Here is a 16,892-nt window from a genome sequence, read left to right on the forward strand (position 1 = left end):
GGAGTGACGGGATGAAGAAGTTCGTCAACGACCCGAAGGACTACGTTGCGGAGATGCTGGAGGGGCTGGCCCTGGCCAACCCCGACACGCTGAAGTACGTCCCCGAGTACAACCTGATCATGCGCTCCGACGCCCCGCAGGAGAACAAGGTCTCCATCGTGCAGGGCTCCGGGTCCGGTCATGAGCCGGCGCATGTGATGACCGTGGGCAAGGGGATGCTCGACGCGGCCTGTCCCGGCGACGTGTTCGCCGCGCCGCCGGCCGACTCCGTCTACGAGACGGTCAAGCTGGTCGCCACCCCGAAGGGCGTTCTGCTGCTGGTCAACAACTACACCGGGGACCGGATGGCCTTCGAGATGGCCGAGGAACTGTCCCAGGCCGACGGGGTGACCGTACGTACTCTCTTCATCGACGACGACGTGGCCGTACAGGACTCGACGTACACCGTCGGCAGGCGCGGGGTGGCCGGCAACTTCTTCGTGATGAAGGCCGTCGGCGCGGCCGCCGAGCGGGGCGCGGACCTCGACGAGGTGCACCGGATCGGAGAGAAGGTCAACTCCGTCACCCGCTCCATGGGTATGGCGCTCACCGCCTGCACGCCGCCGGCGAAGGGCTCGCCACTGTTCGACCTGCCCGAGGACGCGGTCGAGATGGGTGTGGGCATCCACGGCGAGCCGGGCCGCAAGCGGGAGAAGCTCCGGTCGGCGGACGCGATGGTGAGCGAGCTCGTCAGCGCGGTGGTGGACGACCTGCCGTACTCCGCCGGTGACCGCGTCGCCCTGATGGTCAACGGCCTCGGCGGCACACCGATCGGCGAGCTCTACCTGGTGTACGGACGGGCCCACAAGCAGCTGACCGAGCGAGGCATCGAGATCGGCCGCAGCTACGTGGGCGAGTACTGCACCTCGCTCGACATGGCAGGTGTCTCCGTCACACTCGTCCGGCTGGACGACGAGATCTCCGATCTGCTCGCCGACCCCGCCGAGATCCCGATCCGGGTGTTCTGAGAGGCCGACGACACTCCTCGCTCGGAGAATCAGGCTTCGCGAAGAGTCGGGCAGCGGGGACGCATGGCTGTGTCCCCGCCCCCTCGGATCCGGCCGGCCGTGCGGGTTTTCAGTGTGAGAGCAGCGTGCCGAGGTTGATCTTTCCGCTCTGCAGTTTCGCGTCGTGGGGCTCGCTGAGTCCGCCGTCGGTGATGTACAGCCGCATCCCGCGCACCGCGGTGGCGGTGGGCGAGGCGAGGCCGTCCGAGGCGGTCAGCACGGTCCTGGTGGTGCCGTTCGGGTACACCACCGCGATCTGGTTCTGTGTGTTCAGCGCGGCGAACACGAGGTTGGAGCGGTCGCTGAGGAAGTTGAAGTCATCGACGCGGCACGGGCGCGGACGCCTTGATCGCGAGGGCGGGGTCGACCAGCCAGGCGGTCGCGGGGCCGCCTGCTGTACGGCCCAGACGGTGCCCTTCTGGCTGTCGGCGACGTACAGGGTGCGTCCGGCCGGGTCGACGGCCAGACCGTTGGGGATCCCCTCGACGATCCGCCGCACGCTCGGCCGTACGGTCGGCTGGGCGGGCCTGCGCCTCGTCCGGGCCGGCGTCGCGTGGGCCGCACGGGCGAGGTCGTACAGATGCGTGCGTTCCGTGTCGTCGAGCCGCAGGGCCTGGGCGAGCGCGTCCAGGACACTGTCCGAGACACCGCTGAGGTTGCCGCGCTCCAGCCGCGTGTAGTACTCGACTCTCACGCCGGCGAGCGAGGCGACCCCGCTCCTGCGCAGTCCGCTCACCCGGCGGGTGCCATAGACGGGCAGACCGGCCTGCTCGGGCGTGATCTTGTCACGACGAGACTTCAGAAAGGCGCTTGTCTCGGCCGATTGTCCATACCGTGAGCGTAGGTGTGTCACGCGGTCTCTGAGAGACCCTGCCCTTACCCCCCCTCAGCTACCCCCCCTCAGCAGTAACCCCCACGCTGCCGACCTCTTCCCGAAGGTGCCGCCGCTCCCGCCCAGTGCGCTCCGGGATACGTGATCGCCCTGGGGGCAGGCTGAGGGTGACTCAGAGGCCGAATCGCGTCCGGAAGAACTGATCGAGATCGCGGCGGTCGGCGGCCGGTGGTGGCAGCGTCTCCTCGCCCGGGGAGCGCAGGCCGTCGAGGAGTACACCGAGGTGGCGGCCCGCGAGATCCGCCGACGGGCCGGCGGTGTCGTCGTCGGGGATCCGGGCCGGGATCGAGTTCAGCATCAGCACGAGATCGAACACGTTCACGTCCTTGCGCAGGCCCCCGGCGTCCTGAGCGCGCGTCACCAGGCCGCCGAAGTCCGTGAGCAGAGTGACCCGGGCCGCCATGAGTTCGGGCCCCGGTTCCGTGGTGCGCCTTCGGGAGACGGGGAACATCTGGCTGCTGCGGACCTGCGCCATCTGCCGCATCACCCGCGTGAAGGCCGCCCAGGGGTCCGGCTCCTGCGCCAGGGCGCGTTCGATCTCGGCGGACGTCTCCGTCATGACCTCGGTCGCGACGCGTTCGACCAGGGCGCTCTTGTTCGGGAAGTGCCGGTAGATGGTGCCCATGCCCACCCCCGACCGGCGGGCGACCTCCTCGATCGACACCTCGTAGCCGCGGTCGGCGAAGACCTCACGGGCGGTTCGCAGGATCAGCCGGATGTTCTCGCGGGCGTCGGCGCGAAGTGGACGGTCGCCTGGGGGTGTGGACGGGCTCATTTGCCTCTGATGTCAGCCTCCGACATAACCGGAAATTGATTTTCCGGTTAGCTCTTGCCCTGTATTCAGCCCTTGTCTTGCATGAGGAGGCCCCCATGGCCGACTTCCCCACCGATTTCCCCACCGACTTCCATGGCGCGGTACTGCGACCCGGCGACGACCGGTACGACGCGGCCCGAGCCGTCTACCAGGGCCGTGCCGCCGACGAAGGCCCCGCGTCGATCGCGCAGTGCGCCGACGAGGACGACGTCGCGGCAGTCCTCCGCCACGCCGCCGCGCACGGCATCCCGGTGGCCGTGCGCGGCGGAGGGCACGGTTCGGACGGGTACGCGATGCCCGGCGGCGCGCTGGTCGTCGACCTCTCGGCGATGAAGAAGGTCACCGTCGACCCCGAGACGCGGGTGGTACGGGCCCAACCGGGCGTCCTGCTCGGCGAGTTGGATGCCGCCACCCACCGGCACGGCCTCGCCGTACCCGCCGGCACGGTCAGCACCACCGGCGTCGCCGGACTGACCCTCGGCGGCGGTATCGGACACCTGATGCGCCGCTACGGCGCCACCGTCGACAACCTGCTCGCCTGCGACATGGTCACCGTGGACGGCCGCAAGGTCCGCGCGGACGAGGCCGAGAACCCGGAGCTGTTCTGGGCGCTGCGCGGCGGGGGCGGCAACTTCGGCGTCGTCACCGCCTTCGAGTACCGCGCGCACCCGGTCGGCCCCGACGTCGTCGCCGGACAGCTGATCTTCCCCTTCGACCAGGCCGCCGACATCCTCAGCGAACTCCCGTCCCACATGGCCACCGCCCCGCGCGAACTGGGTCTGCTGGCCGCGATCGCCCCGGCACCCGCACTGCCGACGCTGCCGCCGGAGGCGCACGGCAAGCCGGTGCTGGTCCTCGTCCCCGTCCACACCGGGAATCCCGACGCGGCCGACCAGGCCGTCGAGGCGCTCGCCGCGCTCGGCCGGCCGCTGGCCAACCTGGTCACGAAGATGCCGTGGCCGCGGGCGAACAGCATGCTCGACGCCGTAGCCCCCTACGGCAAGCGCATGAACCTGCGCGGCGGTTACCTGCCGGCCCTGTCCGCCGATGTCGTCGACGCCCTGCTGCGAAACGCGGCCGCCGCACCGTCACACCCCGGGGCCGTCGCCACGATCAACCTCTGGTGCATGGGCGGCGCGATCTCCGAGGACGTCGCCGAGGACGCCACGGCCTTCTCCCGCGAGGGCGCCGCCTGGCTGTGGGAGGCCGTCGGCATGTGGGACGCTCCGGAGCACGACACCCCGTACGAGCAGTGGGCCACGGCCATCGACGCGGCGGTACGGCCCCACTCGCTGACCAGCGGCTACACCAACCTCACCGACGACCTGGGCGAGGCGTGGCGGCGCGCGGTCCACGGCAGCGAGGCCAAGCACCGGCGGTTGCGCACGGTCAAGGCCGCGTGGGACCCGGACAACCTGCTGCGCTTCAACAAGAACATCACCCCCGCAACCGCCGAGTAATCCGAGCGGATGGACTGCGCCGAGCGGACGGAACGACCGGAGGGAACCGACTGCTCTCCAGGAGATTCCCGAACTCGTGAGGGGGTGCCCCGACACGCTTTCCACATGGTGCACGAGGCACTCGTCCGCTTCGCGCGGGACGGCGATCCCGGCTGGACCACCTACGGCACCGAAGACCGTGCGTGCTGAAGAAGGTGGACAGGTGCTTGTCGTTGAGCGAGAGGACGAGAAGACATGGATGTGTATGAAGCCGTGGACAGTCGCCGCGCCGTGCGGGCGTTCAGCGATGAGCCAGTGTCCAAAGAGGTACTCGAACGAGTGCTGGCCGCAGCGACGCGGGCTCCGTCGAGTGGGAACCTCCAGCCGTGGCATGTGTTTGTCGTGACCGGCGAGCCCTTGGCCGAACTGAAGAGGTGCGCGACGGCCAGGGCACTGGCGGGTGACCCGGGTGATGAGCGGGAGTATCCGATGTACCCGGCCGGTCTGGCCTCGCCGTACCTGGACCGTTTTTCCGCCGCGGCCGCCCAGCGGTACAAAGCGCTGGGAATCGAGCGCGACGACCGCGACAGGCCCATGAAGATCGCCGCCTTGAACTCCGAGGCGTTCGGGGCGCCGGTCGTGCTGTTCTGCTACCTCGACCGGACGATGGGGCCAGGACAGTGGGGGGACATGGGGATGTACGTGCAGACGGTCATGTTGCTGCTGAGGGCGGAAGGATTGCACAGCTGCCCCCAGGTGATGTGGACGATGTATCGCAAGACTGTCAGCCGGATGGTCGGAGCCGATGACGGGCTCGTACTGTTCTGCGGTGTCGCGGTGGGATTCGAGAAGGAAGGTGTGCCACGGCTGCGTACCGGGCGGGCGGACATGACGGAAACAGTGAGCTTCATCGGAGTGTGACCGCTGCGCGGTCGAGATCCACCGGACAGACCCGATGAGCCACCCGGCCCCTCGTAGGGGCCAACTGGCCGGGCCACGCGTACGAACCTGCATGCGCGGTGCCGCCGGCGACTCGTCGTGGCGGTCGGACGCGGACAGGCCGGCAAGGTCGTCGAGGGCGTCGCCGAACCGGCGCAGCAGAACAGGCACTTGAGCCGCTCCTGCCGAAGCGTTCGTCGGCGCCGGCCATCGCGACGGACCAGTTGTCCGCAGCCATCGGACTGCTCCAAGGCGAGCCCCTGGCCAACCTCCCGGGCCGGTGCGTGGCACGACGAAACCCCTGAACGTCTCCGGCGGCCCGGTCACTCACTCAGTGTGTGCGGAACATGGGCGGTGAGGGCCTTCGAGGTGATGCCCGTGGGGGTGTGCGGCGCCGTGAGGACGGCGTCGACGCGGGTACCGAACCGCTCGCCGAGTTCATCGGTGACCTCACGACGGCGTCGCCCTGGCGCAGGGCGAGCAGAGGGTCGGCGAGTGCGAAGCCGGTCGCCCCCACGAAACGAGCCCGGAGGCCGATGCGGCCCAGCGCCAACGCCAGGTGCCGCGCGGCCGGTTCGGAGGCCGCGATCCCGTAGCAGTGGATCTCGCCGGCTTCCGCGAGAGCCGTGACGGCGGCGCGCAGTGCGTCCGGTTCGGTCAGGCGCCGGGTGTGTTCGATACGTTCGTGGGCCTCGTCGACGACATCGCCCCAGATGCCGTCCAGGTCGCGGCCGACATGGTCGATGCGCTGCTGGAGCCGGATCTCGGGCGCCACCTCCGAGGTGAAGTCGGAAGCCAACTCGTGCTTGAGGGCGGGCAGTCCCGCGTAGCCGAGGCGCTGGAGGGCGCGTACGACGGTGGCGTTGCTCGTGCCGCTCGCCGTGCCCAGCTCCTGGGCGCCCGCGAAGAGAAGCTGCGCGACGGGCGCGCTCGCCAGATACTGCGCGACCGCACGCTCGGACGCGGACAGGGCTTCCCACCGGCACCCGGAGGCGGCGGAGCTGCCGGACGGCGGGACGGCAGCGTGCCGCCGTATCGGCGCGGCAATGCCCGCCGGTGTCGAGAGGAGCACGACATGACCGACGGCGGTCTGCTCGTCGTGAACGAGCTGCGCAAGACCTGTCCACTGCCGGGGCCCGGCGGCGGACGGACCACCGCGGCCGAGGACGTGTCCTTCGTGGTGGCCCGCGGAGGGTCGCTCGGCATCGTCGGGGAGTCCGGGTCCGGCAAGACGACCGTGGCGCGGATGCTCGTCGGGCTGGTGCGTCCGGACTCCGGGACGGTCACGGTCGACGGCCGCCCGCGCGCCACCCGGACCCCCCGGCGCAAGGCGGCACGACTGGCCCGCGCACGCGAGATCCAGATCGTCTTCCAGGACCCCTACCTCTCGCTCGACCCCCGGCTCACGGCACACCAGTGCCTGCGCACCGCGCTGCGCCTGCACGGCCGGGACGAGAACCTGGCCGGGGAGCTCCTCGACCGGGTGGGGCTCGGCGAGCGCGAGGCCGGGGCGCGGCCCCGGCAGCTCTCGGGCGGCCGGCGGCAGCGGCTCGCGATCGCCCGCGCCCCGGCCGTCGACCCCCGGGTACTGGTCCTGGACGAGGCGGTCGCCGCGCTGGACGTGTCGATCCAGGCCCAGATCCTCCAACTGCTCGACGGGATCCGCCGCGACACCGGTGTCGCCCTGGTCTTCGTCAGCCACGACCTGGCGGTGGTCCAGCACATCACCGACGACGTGCTGGTCATGCGCCACGGCCGGGTCGTGGAGCAGGGCCCCATCCGACGGGTGCTCACCGAGCCGGCCCACCCCTGCACCCGGCTGTTGCTCGCTGCCGTGCCGGGCGAGGGCTGGAACCCGGACGACGCGACGGCGGCACGGGCGGCAGTCGGGTAGCGGCGGGCAGTTCACCCGGTGGGCGCGAGTACGGTCGTACGGCCTCCCAGCGCGGCGGAGAAGTGGTCCGTGACCTGCTCCAGCGCCGTGGCGGCAGCGGGCGCGACGGTCAGTGTGCCGTCCTCGCCGAGGGTGACGTCCTTGTCGAGCGTGAACCAGCCGGGCACGATGTGCGAGGCGCCCATGGAACTCAGTACCGGGCGCAACGCGTAGTCGATGGCCAGGACGTGGGCCGTGCTGCCACCGGTGGCCAGGGGCAGCACCGTCTTGCCGGTCAGCGCGTACTGCGGGAGCAGGTCGAGCAGCGACTTCAGCAGGCCCGAGTAGGCGGCCTTGTACACGGGCGTGCCGATCACCACCCCGTCCGCCTGCTCGAACAGGGCGGCGGCAGCGGCGATCGCCGGATGCCGGAAGTCGGCGCCGAGCAGCGCATGGGCGGGAAGGGTGCGCACCTCCAGCGGGGTCACGTCGTGGCCCTGGTCGCGGAGCCGGTCGTCGAGGTGGCGCAGCAGTCGAGTGGTGCGGGAGGTGGGGGAGGGGCTTCCGGAGACGGACAGGATGGCGGCCATGACGGACCTTCCGGGATCGGAGTTCAGGCGTGTCGAGGGGGCGGCAGCGGTGTGGCGGCCCGAGTGTGAGGGGCGATCACCAAGCGCTCGACCGCACGGTGACGAGCGGCCGCAGTTCGTTGCGCAGCGTTTCGAGGAAGGTGACGACCTCGGCCGCCACCGAGCGGTGCTGGAGGTCGTTGAGGACGTCGTGATGGGCGCCGTGGACGACCGAGAGACGGGCCCGGGCCAGTGACTTCGCCGTGCGCGCGAGCGCCTCGTGGTCGGCGAGGGGATCGGCGTCACCGACCAGGAGCAGGGTGGGGACGGTGATTTCGCTGTCGTACGCCGCGGCGAGTACGGCATCCGGTACGGCGGCGTCGAGCGAGCCGCGCCGCACCTCGGGGTCCTGGGCGAGTGTGTTCCGGTGGGCGGGGCAGGAGGTGCGGACGTCGAGCTCGTGCTCCCAGGTACCTGCGGCGGCGTCGGCCGAGGTACCGACGGCGGCGTCGACCGCGGTGGTCCGGCCGGGAAGGCCCGCGAGGACGAGGGCGTCCGGCCGCAGGGCGGCCGGTGTCTCCGTCCCGCCGAGCACCGCGGCGAGTGCGGCGGCCCCCGAGTCGCCTCCGAGGAGGACGACGGGCCGGACGACACCGTCTTCGGCCGCGGTGCCCTCGACGGCGTCGGCGAGTCGGGCGGCGAAGTTGGTCAGGGACGCGGCCGGGTCTTCGATGTCGAGGGCCGGGGCGTCGATCACCCGGACGCGGTAGGCGTCGGCGGCGAGCCGCCGGCCGAGGCGGGCGTAGGTCGACCGGGTCTCGCCGCGGCCGGGAACCACGAGGATCGTGCCGCGGGTACGGAGGCCTTCGGGGCCGTGGTGGTCGCTGTACTGGGTCATCTCACACTCCTGCGGATGCGGGCTCGGCCGGCTGCGCGGGCGTCCAGCCCAACGCGGGTGCCACCTCGGTCGCGATGAGTTCGAGGGCACGGACGGCGGCGTCGTGGTCGGGAACGGCGGGGTTGAACTGGGTGATCAGGTCGGTCGCGACGGGCGGGACCTGCTCCTGCCGCAGGGCCGCGACGATGTCGTCGGGATGGCCGTAGAACGCGTGGAAGCGGCGTAGTGCCTCGTCCGCGGCGAGGCCCTTGGGGAAGGCGCCGTGCTCCGCCATCCGCAACGCCGCCCGGTGGACGTCGCCTTCGACCGCCCGGAGCGCCGTACGCCGGTCCTTGGCCGGGAACACGCACCGGGAGATGCCGATGCGCGGGCGGTGCGGCTGGTCCCAGGCGGCGAGATAGGCGTCGGCCCAGGGGCGCGCTGCACCTCGTCGGTGGGGGCGTCGAACCCGAACGCCGCCCGGCCGACCTCCAGCAGTTCGTCCTCACCGGGCTCGTGGTCGAGCGGGTACGGCCCGTCGTACACCCGCCACTCACGGGCGCTGACGGCGGCCAGGAACCCGGACGCCCTGGAGTTGACGACGATGTTGGTCGCGCTGGGCGCGGGCCCCACCCGGTCGGAGATGTCGCCGGTACGGACGATGAGGCGCAGCCGCTTCTCGGTGGCATGCTCGCCCGCACGGCCGATGCCGGCCAGCCGGCGCGTGGTGCTGCTGCCGCCATCGGTGCCGAGGACGTAGGCCGCCCGCATGGTGTGCGAGCGGCCGGAGTCGACGTTCACGACCTCCGCGTCGACGCCGTCCGTGTCCCCGCGCACCGCGGTCAGCTCCCAACCGCCGGACACGCTCACGCCCTGTTCCGTCAGGTGGTCGAGGAACACCCGTTGGAACACGGTCTGCGGGCGGCGCAGCGCCTCGTCGGAGGAGTGCCCGACGGCACCTCCCCTTTCGGTGAACGAGGGTGCGGGCACCGGTGCCGGCTCGTGCCAGGCCGGCGAGGTCACCAGCCTGGTGCCCCGGTGCCACTCCGGCGGGTACGTCCATGCGTCCCGGACCCGCTGGAGCAGCCCCCAGCGCCGCAGATGCTCCACGACCCGCGGGGTGTGCCCCGTCGCCGACAGTTCGGTCATGGCGGCGCCTCAGTCGTTCACGAGCTGGCGCTCGCGGGAGTGACGGTTGGCCGGGATCGGCAGGCCGAGGTTGCCGCGCAGGGTGTCGGCCGTGTACTCGGTGCGGAACAGGCCGCGCTTCTGGAGGATCGGGACGACACCGTCGACGAAGTAGTTCAGTTCGTCCTCGGTACGGAAGGCAAGGTTGATGCCGTCGAAAGCGCCGGTGTCGAACCAATGCTGGATGGTGTCGGCCACGGTCCGCGGGTCCCCGACGAACGGCGACTGGCGGAACTGGTTGACCGATTCAGCCACTTGACGCAGGGTCAGGTTCTCGGTCCTGGCCCGCTCGATGAGCTGCGCGGCACCCGTGCGCCCGCCCTTCTCGGCGAGGTGGGCGACATCCGGGAAGGGTGCGTCCAGGTCGTGCACGCTGAAGTCGTACGCCCCGAAGGAGCGGCCCAGCAGAGCCAGGTTACGGTCGAAGTCGTCGTCCTCCTCGAAGATCTCCCGCTCGCGACGGCGGGCCGCCTCGTCGGTGGCGGCGACGACCGGGCCGCCGTGGATGAGGATCTTGACGTGGTCGGGGTCGCGGCCGTAGGCGGCGGTGCGCTTCTTGATGTCGGCGTAGTAGTCCCGCGCCTGCTCCAGGGTGCCCCCGGGCGCGAAGATGCCCTCGGCGACCCGCGCGGCGAGATCACGGCCCTCTTCGGACACCCCGGCCTGGAAGATCACCGGCTGGCCCTGCGGGGAGCGGGAGAGGTTCAGCGGACCCGCGATCTTGAAGTGCTCGCCCGCATGGTCGAGATCGTGCAGCTTGGCAGGGTCGAGGAAGAGGCCCCGGTCCACGTCGGCGGGGAAGGCGTCGTCCTCGTAGGAGTCCCACAGCCCCCGGGCGACCTGGACGAACTCCAGAGCACGGCCGTAGCGGGTGGCGTAGTCGAGGTGCTCGTCGAGCCCGAAGTTCCTCGACGTGCCGGTGTCGAAGCTGGTCACCACGTTCCAGCCGGCCCGCCCGCCGCTGATGTGGTCGAGCGAGGAGAACCGGCGGGCGAGGTTGAAGGGCGAGTTGTACGTCGAACTCGCCGTGCCCACCAGGCCGATGTGCCGGGTGTGGGTGGCGACGGCCGACAACAGGGTCAGCGGTTCCAGGCGGTTGAGGTAGTGCGCCGGGTAGGTGGCGTTGATGAACTGGCTGTCGACGATGAACAGGGCGTCGAACAGGGCGTGTTCGGCCGCCTGAGCCTGTCGGATGTAGTAGTTGATGTCGATGCTGGCGTTCTTCGCGACGCGCGGGTCCTTCCACAGGCCGTGCTGGCCGGGGCCGCCCACGCCGTAGGGGTGGAGTGCGAGGTGGATCGTGCGGGACATGGCTGTTCCTGTTCTGTCAACGGGAGCTGACGGGTTCTCAGACGTGCAGGAGGGCGCGGAGGGCTTCGCGTTCGGCCCGGTCGGCGGGCGCGCTGTGCAGGGTCGGCGCGGAACGGACGAGCAGGCGCGTGTAGGCGTGCTGGGGTTGCCTGATGACATCGGCGGCAGCGCCGACCTCGACCAGCTCGCCCCGGTACAGCACGGCGATGCGGTCGGCGATCCCGGCGACGGATCCGAGGTCGTGGGAGATGAAGACGAGGGCCACCCCGTCGGCGCGGAGTTCCTTGAGGATCTGCAGGATCTGGACGCGGTTGGCGGAGTCCAGGGCGCTGACCGGCTCGTCGAGGATGACCAGACGAGGGTCGGTGACCAGGGCCCGGGCCACCGAGACGCGCTGGCGCTGGCCGCCCGAGAGCTCACCGGGCAACCGGTCGAGCAGGTCGTCGGAGAGCCGGACCCGGGAGAGGAACGCGCGTACCCGTGCTGCCGCCTCCTGCCGTGACACGCCCTGGATGAGCAGCGGCTCGGCCAGGGACGCCTCGATCGTCAGATCCGGGTCGAGGCTGCGCAGGGGGTCCTGGAAGACGTACTGGATCACGCCCCGGCGGCGCAGGGCGCGCCACTGGCGGTGGCCGTACGCGCCGACCTCCTCGCCGCCGATCACGATCGACCCCGCCGAGGCGCGCACCAGGCCGAGCGCGGCCCGCGCGAGCGTCGACTTGCCCGAGCCGGTCTCGCCGATGATGCCGAGGGTCTCGCCCGGCGCGACGCTCAGGGAGACACCGTGCAGGGCACGGCGGCGGCGCCGGCGCAGTCCGTAGTGCACTTCGAGGTCCGTGACCTCCAGGACGGGGCCCGCGGGCTCCTCGGGCACCGCGGCCCCCTCGGGCACCGCGGCCCCCTCGGGCACCGCGGCCCCCTCGGGCACCGCGGCTCCCTGCGGCGGATCGGTGCTCACGCGTCCTCCTCCACGGCCTCCACGGCCTCTGTGGCCTCTATGGCCCCTACGGTTTCTATGGCCTCTACGGCGAGGAACTTCTCCAGGCCGTACTGCTCGTGCTCGGCGATCAGCAGCCGGGTGTACTCGTGCTTCGGGTGATGGAGCACCTCGTGGGTCGGTCCCTGTTCGACCACCTCGCCCTGCCGCATGACGAGGACCTCGTCGCACAGCTGGGCGACGACGGCCAGGTCGTGGGAGACGAGGACGAGGGCCAGCCCGGTCCGCTCGCGCAGATCGGCCAGCAGGTCGAGGATCTCGGCCTGGACGGTGACGTCGAGCGCGGTGGTGGCCTCGTCGGCGATGAGGATCCGCGGGTCGGCGGCGATCGCCGCCGCGATGAGGACCCGTTGGAGCATGCCGCCGGAGAGTTCGTAGGTGTACTGGCTGTAGACCAGCTCCGGGTCCCGCAGGTGTACGGCCTGCAGGAGTTCGATCGCCCGTCGGTGTGCCGCGCGCCGCTTCAGCCCCTTCTTGACCCGGATGACCTCGGCGATCTGCGCGCCCACGCGGATCGATGGGTTGAGGTACGACGCCGGGTCCTGGAAGACCGCGCTGATCGTGGTACCCCGCAGGGCCGTCCACTGTGCGGGTGTCAGGGCCGCGATGTCGTTGCCGTCGAGCTCGATCGAGCCGCCGGTGACCCCGAAGTGGGCGGGTAGGATGCCCAGCGCGGCACGGCAGGTGAGGGTCTTTCCGCTGCCGGACTCGCCGACGATGCCGACGGCTCTGCCGGGAGTGAGCGCGAAGCTGACACCGTGGACGATCTCAAGGCCGCCGGCCTGGTCGCTGATGCGTACATCGCGCACGGACAGCACCGGCGCCGACGGGTCGGCCTGATGGCCGGGTTGGGTTGTGCCGGTCTCCTCGGCCTCGGTCCTGCCGTTCTTCGCGTTCTTCTCGGTCTCGCTGAGGAGTTGCTCGGAGAGAGTGGTCATCACGCACCTCCGGCGTGAACGTGAGCGGGGTCGGCGTGGGCCTCGGTGTCGGCGAGGCGGTTGGCGCGGGCCTTGCGGTTGTTGACCAGCGCACGGCCCGCTTCGCCGGAGACGTCGCGGATCGCGTCGGCGAGGAGGTTGCAGGCCCAGACGGTGACCATGATCAGCAGGGCGGGGACGAGCGGCGCCCACGGCCGCTGGCTGAGGTAGCCGAGGTCCGAGGCGAGCAGGCCGCCCCAGGTGGGCGCGGGAGGCTGCACGCCGATCCCGAGGAAGGTCAGGGTCGAGACGATGACGAAGCCGACGCCGATGGTCTGGGCGAGCGCGACCGCGATCGGCGGGAGCACCTTGGCCCAGACGTGGCGGCGTACGACCCAGCCGATGGAGGCACCGGCGACGAGTGCCGCCTCCACGTACGGCGAGCGGGCCACGGCCAGCGTGGCGGCGCGGGACACGCGGTAGAACAGCGGGGACACCAGCACGCCCGTGACCAGCATCGCCTGGGTGATGCCGTTGCCGAGCAGCGCGACCACGGCGACGGCGAACAGCAGGAAGGGCAGGGCGACCAGTGTGTCGGTCAGCCGGAGGGTGATCCACTCGAAGACCCGTCCGAAGTAGACCGACAGGATGCCGGGGACCGCACCGACGCCCAGTGCCGTGAGCGCGACCTCCAGCGAGCCGAGCACACTGACCCGGGAGCCGTCGAGCAGCCGGCTCAGCACGTCGCGGCCGAGATAGTCCGTGCCCAGCCAGTGGGCGCCCGAGGCGTCGGCGAGGGTGTTGTCACTGGTGGCCAGCGGGTTGTGGGGAGCGATGACCGGGCCGAGGAGGGCGAGCAGAGCGATCACGGCGAGGATGGCCAGGGCGATCCGGCCGGACGTGAGGGCGAGCACGCGGCGCACCATGGTTCATACCCCCCGTTGGGATGCCGGCGTCACGCGTGCCAGCAGCAGGTTGACGATCAGGTTGAAGGCGACGACCAGGACGATCGACACCACGAGGACCCCCTGTACGGCCGGTACGTCGCCGGCCTGTGCGGAGTCGTTGGCGAAGCGGCCGAAGCCCTGCAGGCCGAAGATCCATTCGGTGACGACGGAGGCGCCGACCAGAGTGGGGAACTTCAGGCCGAGGGTGGCGAGCGCCGGGCCGAGGCCGTTGCGCAGCACATGGCCGAAGAAGATCCGGCGCGGACTCAGCCCCCGCACCACGGCGCCCGTCACGTAGTTCTCGCGGTAGGCGGCGATGAGGCTGCTGCGCAGTTGGCGGGCGACGTCGGCGACGACGTCGAAACTCAGGGCGACGGCCGGGAGTGTGATGTGGGCGAGCCAGGGGCCGAACCCCTGCGCCGCCGGGACGTAACCGGCGGACGGGAACACCTGCAGTCCCACCGCGAAGACCGCGACCAGCACGATGCCGACGACGAAGGCCGGCATCACCGAGATCACCGTGACGAAGCCCGTGATCGCGCGGTCCACCCACGTGGTGCGTCGCAGCGCCGCGACCGTGCCGAGGGCGAAGCCCGCGACCACGCCGATGAGCAGCGCGAAGGTCGCCACCGACAGGCTCACACCCAGGCCGAGGCCGATGAGGGTGGAGATGTCGGCGCCGTTGGTCCAGCTGGTGCCGAGCTGCCCGTGCAGGACGCCGCCCAACCAGTCCCCGTACTGGACCAGGAAGGGCCGGTCGAGGCCCCACTGTGCCTCGACTCGGGCGACGGCTTCGGGAGTTGCTTCCTCGCCCAGCTGGATCCGCGCCGGGCTGAGCCCGCTCAGTGACCGCAGCGCGAACGTCACGAACGTCGCGACCATGAAGACGGGCACGAAGATCGCGATCGACCGGGCGAGGGTGACCAGGACGCGGCTCAGTGCGTGCCGCGTCCTGGTCGTGGCGACCTCGTGACGGACGTCGGGTGTGGCCGGTGCCTCCGTCGTCGTCATGGCTGCCCCCTCTCTCTGTAATGACCTGTGGTGGTACGGGAGTTGACGGAGTGTCAGTTGCTGCCGGAGATGGTCACGCCGGTCCAGTCGATGTGTGCGGGGTTCTTGGGCAGGGCCGAGAGAGACTTGCTCCTGGCGATGAGGTTGGGCGAGGAGTACGTGAAGACCAGTGCCTTGCTCTGCAGACCGGCCCGGGTCGCCGCCTGCAGGACCTTCGCGTAGTCGGGCGAGTCCAGCGGGGTCTGGCGGACCTTGGTGATCGCCGCCTCGAAACCGGCCGGCTCGTAGGGCGAGCTGAGGTTGAGCGGGCCGTTGGGGCCGAAGTGTGCGGTCAGGGTCTGCGCCGCGGAGTCCCGACCCGTGGTCCCGTACAGCGAGAACGTCAGGTCCTTGGCGAAGAACGGGGTGGCCCAGTTCTTGTCGATCTTGATGGTGACGGTGATGCCGACCTTGGCCAACTGCGCCTGGACGACCTCCGCCTGAGCATCCTCGGCCGGGATGACGAGGTTGAGCTTGATGTCGCCCGCCTTGTAACCGGCCTGGCTGAGAAGCTGCTTCGACTTCGCCGGGTCGTAGGCGTAGTCGTTCTCGGACTGCGGGTCGTAGGCCACATAGCCCTTGGGGAACGGCTGGTTGGTCACCGAGCCGTAGCCGAAGGTGAGTTTGTCGACGAACTCCTGGCGGTTGATCGCGTAGCGGACCGCGTCGACGACCTTGTCGTTGTTGAACGGCGCCTTGTTGACGTTGAGGCTGATGTTGTTGGCGTTGAAGCCGGGCTGGACGAAGACGTCGAGGCCGGCCTTCTTGGCGGCTTCGGCCTGGCTGGGGGCGATGTCGGCGAAGTTGTAGACGCCGGTCTGGAGCCCCGAGACGACCGTGGAGGCGTCGGGGGCCGAGGTCAGCTCGACGTTGTCGATGTGGATGTCCTTGGCGTCCCAGTAGTCCGGGTTCTTCTTCAGGACGGCCTTGGTGCCCGGTATGAGCTGGGTGACGATGAACGGGCCGGCGCCGACCGGACTCTGGTCCAGCTTGTCGGGAGACTTGGACGCCTTGGGGCTGGCGATCTGCAGGACGCGCTCACCGAGCAGTTGGGGGATCTGGTAGTCGACCTGGCTGAGGTGGAGCACCGCGTCCAGCCCGTTGGCGTCCACCGACTTGATCGAGGTGAGGTCGCCGAAGAGCGCGGAGTTCTTCTGCTTCTGGGCCCGTTCGATGGCCGCCTGCACGGCGGCGGCGTCGACCGGCTCGCCGTCGCTGAACTTGAGGCCCGGGCGCAGATGGAAGGTGATCCGGTCGCCCTTGGCGTTGTACTCCCAGCTCTTGGCCAGGTCGGGCACGGCCTTTCCGCTCGCGTCGGTGCGAGTCAACGAGGCGTACACCAGGGCGAGTTCGCGGAACTGGGCGCCGCTGCCGCCGACCACCGGGTCCCAGTGGGCGGGGAAGTAGGAGGAGGTCCACTTCAGCGTGGCGTTGCCGCTTGCCGACGAGGCGTCGCCACCGCAGGCGCTGAGCGTGGGGACGAGCACGCTGAGGAGGGCGGTCCCCAGGGCCGCGGTGCGCAGCCGGTCGGGGCGCCGGGCGGAGCGAAGGTGCGGTCTGGGGCGGCGGGGCGTGAGGCGTCCGGACATCTTCTTGTCTTTCTTCGAAGGCTCCGACCCGTGTCAGGGCGGCGGATCGGGAGCGAGGGCGGTTCGCCCCGGCGCCGGACGCCTGCTCGGGCCTCGACGGGCATGCCGGTGCGTGCTTCGGTGCACACGTGGGCATGCCGCGCCCAGGGCATGAGGCGTCGGCGGCTCGCGGGGGAGGGCCGTGAGGAGGAAGGAGAGGAAACGACGAGGCGCGAAGAACGCGGCGCGAGAAGACGGGCGCAGGGCGGCGAGAGCGGCGGGTGGCCGGTGCCTACGAGAGCGGCGTCAGGCGCCTGTGGGCCGCGGGCGGCGGTCGGTCAGCGACAGAGAGCGCTGGAGGTGCGCCGCAGATCCACGTAGCGGCACACCACGTTGGGGTGCGTCGTGAGCATGCTGCACATCCTGGGGCCGGTCGTCGTCGGCTGTCAATGGACACCAATTGGT

General features: G+C 70.7%; 16 protein-coding genes. 4 read left to right on the forward strand and 12 right to left on the reverse strand.

Annotated elements, in window-relative coordinates; genetic code table 11:
- Positions 1 to 11: 11 nt before the first annotated feature.
- Entirely contained in the window at positions 12 to 1,007 is a 996-nt protein-coding gene (gene dhaK / locus RV986_RS49735; RefSeq protein ID WP_475923701.1) for a dihydroxyacetone kinase subunit DhaK, read from the forward strand.
- 109 nt (positions 1,008 to 1,116) lie between these two features.
- On the opposite strand, the gene RV986_RS49740 is transcribed toward dhaK, so the two are convergent.
- The gene (locus RV986_RS49740; protein ID WP_475923702.1) at positions 1,117 to 1,782 is read right to left on the reverse strand and encodes a helix-turn-helix domain-containing protein; all 666 of its coding nucleotides are present in this window, start codon (positions 1,780 to 1,782) and stop codon (positions 1,117 to 1,119) included.
- Between the two features lie 268 nt (positions 1,783 to 2,050).
- Entirely contained in the window at positions 2,051 to 2,713 is a 663-nt protein-coding gene (locus tag RV986_RS49745; RefSeq protein ID WP_475923703.1) for a TetR/AcrR family transcriptional regulator, read from the reverse strand.
- Positions 2,714 to 2,808: 95 nt separating this feature from the next.
- Between RV986_RS49745 and RV986_RS49750 the strand changes: the two genes are divergently transcribed.
- A complete protein-coding gene (locus RV986_RS49750) occupies positions 2,809 to 4,212 on the forward strand; it encodes an FAD-binding oxidoreductase (RefSeq protein WP_475923704.1) in 1,404 nt (467 codons plus the stop codon).
- A 234-nt stretch (positions 4,213 to 4,446) separates the two neighbouring features.
- Positions 4,447 to 5,112: a nitroreductase gene (locus tag RV986_RS49755; protein ID WP_475923705.1), complete on the forward strand. Its 666-nt coding sequence runs from the start codon at positions 4,447 to 4,449 to the stop codon at positions 5,110 to 5,112.
- Between the two features lie 349 nt (positions 5,113 to 5,461).
- On the opposite strand, the gene RV986_RS49760 is transcribed toward RV986_RS49755, so the two are convergent.
- Positions 5,462 to 6,202 carry a MurR/RpiR family transcriptional regulator gene (locus RV986_RS49760; RefSeq protein WP_475923706.1) on the reverse strand — a complete coding sequence of 247 codons (741 nt, stop codon included), beginning with the start codon at positions 6,200 to 6,202 and terminating at the stop codon, positions 5,462 to 5,464.
- A gap of 3 nt (positions 6,203 to 6,205) precedes the next feature.
- Between RV986_RS49760 and RV986_RS49765 the strand changes: the two genes are divergently transcribed.
- Complete coding sequence (locus RV986_RS49765; protein ID WP_475923707.1) at positions 6,206 to 7,024, forward strand: ABC transporter ATP-binding protein; 819 nt, start codon at positions 6,206 to 6,208, stop codon at positions 7,022 to 7,024.
- An 11-nt stretch (positions 7,025 to 7,035) separates the two neighbouring features.
- On the opposite strand, the gene ssuE is transcribed toward RV986_RS49765, so the two are convergent.
- From ssuE to RV986_RS49810, 9 genes are all read right to left on the reverse strand, one after another.
- Complete coding sequence (ssuE, locus tag RV986_RS49770; RefSeq protein WP_475923708.1) at positions 7,036 to 7,593, reverse strand: NADPH-dependent FMN reductase; 558 nt, start codon at positions 7,591 to 7,593, stop codon at positions 7,036 to 7,038.
- 76 nt (positions 7,594 to 7,669) lie between these two features.
- Positions 7,670 to 8,470, reverse strand: coding sequence for an alpha/beta hydrolase (locus RV986_RS49775; RefSeq protein WP_475923709.1), 801 nt, complete (start codon positions 8,468 to 8,470; stop codon positions 7,670 to 7,672).
- 135 nt (positions 8,471 to 8,605) lie between these two features.
- Positions 8,606 to 9,598, reverse strand: a complete 993-nt coding sequence (locus RV986_RS49780; RefSeq protein WP_475923710.1) for an FAD-dependent monooxygenase — start codon at positions 9,596 to 9,598, stop codon at positions 8,606 to 8,608.
- Positions 9,599 to 9,607: 9 nt separating this feature from the next.
- Positions 9,608 to 10,948 carry an LLM class flavin-dependent oxidoreductase gene (locus tag RV986_RS49785; protein ID WP_475923711.1) on the reverse strand — a complete coding sequence of 447 codons (1,341 nt, stop codon included), beginning with the start codon at positions 10,946 to 10,948 and terminating at the stop codon, positions 9,608 to 9,610.
- Between the two features lie 37 nt (positions 10,949 to 10,985).
- The gene (locus tag RV986_RS49790) at positions 10,986 to 11,840 is read right to left on the reverse strand and encodes an ABC transporter ATP-binding protein (RefSeq protein ID WP_475924696.1); all 855 of its coding nucleotides are present in this window, start codon (positions 11,838 to 11,840) and stop codon (positions 10,986 to 10,988) included.
- Positions 11,841 to 11,902: 62 nt separating this feature from the next.
- Entirely contained in the window at positions 11,903 to 12,883 is a 981-nt protein-coding gene (locus RV986_RS49795; protein WP_475923712.1) for an ABC transporter ATP-binding protein, read from the reverse strand.
- On the reverse strand, positions 12,883 to 13,788 hold the full coding sequence (locus RV986_RS49800; RefSeq protein WP_475923713.1) for an ABC transporter permease: 906 nt from the start codon (positions 13,786 to 13,788) through the stop codon (positions 12,883 to 12,885). Before RV986_RS49800 ends, RV986_RS49795 begins: the two co-directional genes overlap by 1 nt.
- Positions 13,789 to 13,791: 3 nt before the next feature.
- Positions 13,792 to 14,820, reverse strand: a complete 1,029-nt coding sequence (locus RV986_RS49805) for an ABC transporter permease (protein WP_475923714.1) — start codon at positions 14,818 to 14,820, stop codon at positions 13,792 to 13,794.
- Positions 14,821 to 14,873: 53 nt separating this feature from the next.
- The gene (locus tag RV986_RS49810) at positions 14,874 to 16,448 is read right to left on the reverse strand and encodes an ABC transporter substrate-binding protein (RefSeq protein WP_475923715.1); all 1,575 of its coding nucleotides are present in this window, start codon (positions 16,446 to 16,448) and stop codon (positions 14,874 to 14,876) included.
- Positions 16,449 to 16,892: the final 444 nt, after the last annotated feature.

Source organism: Streptomyces sp. RLA012, from assembly GCF_056270325.1.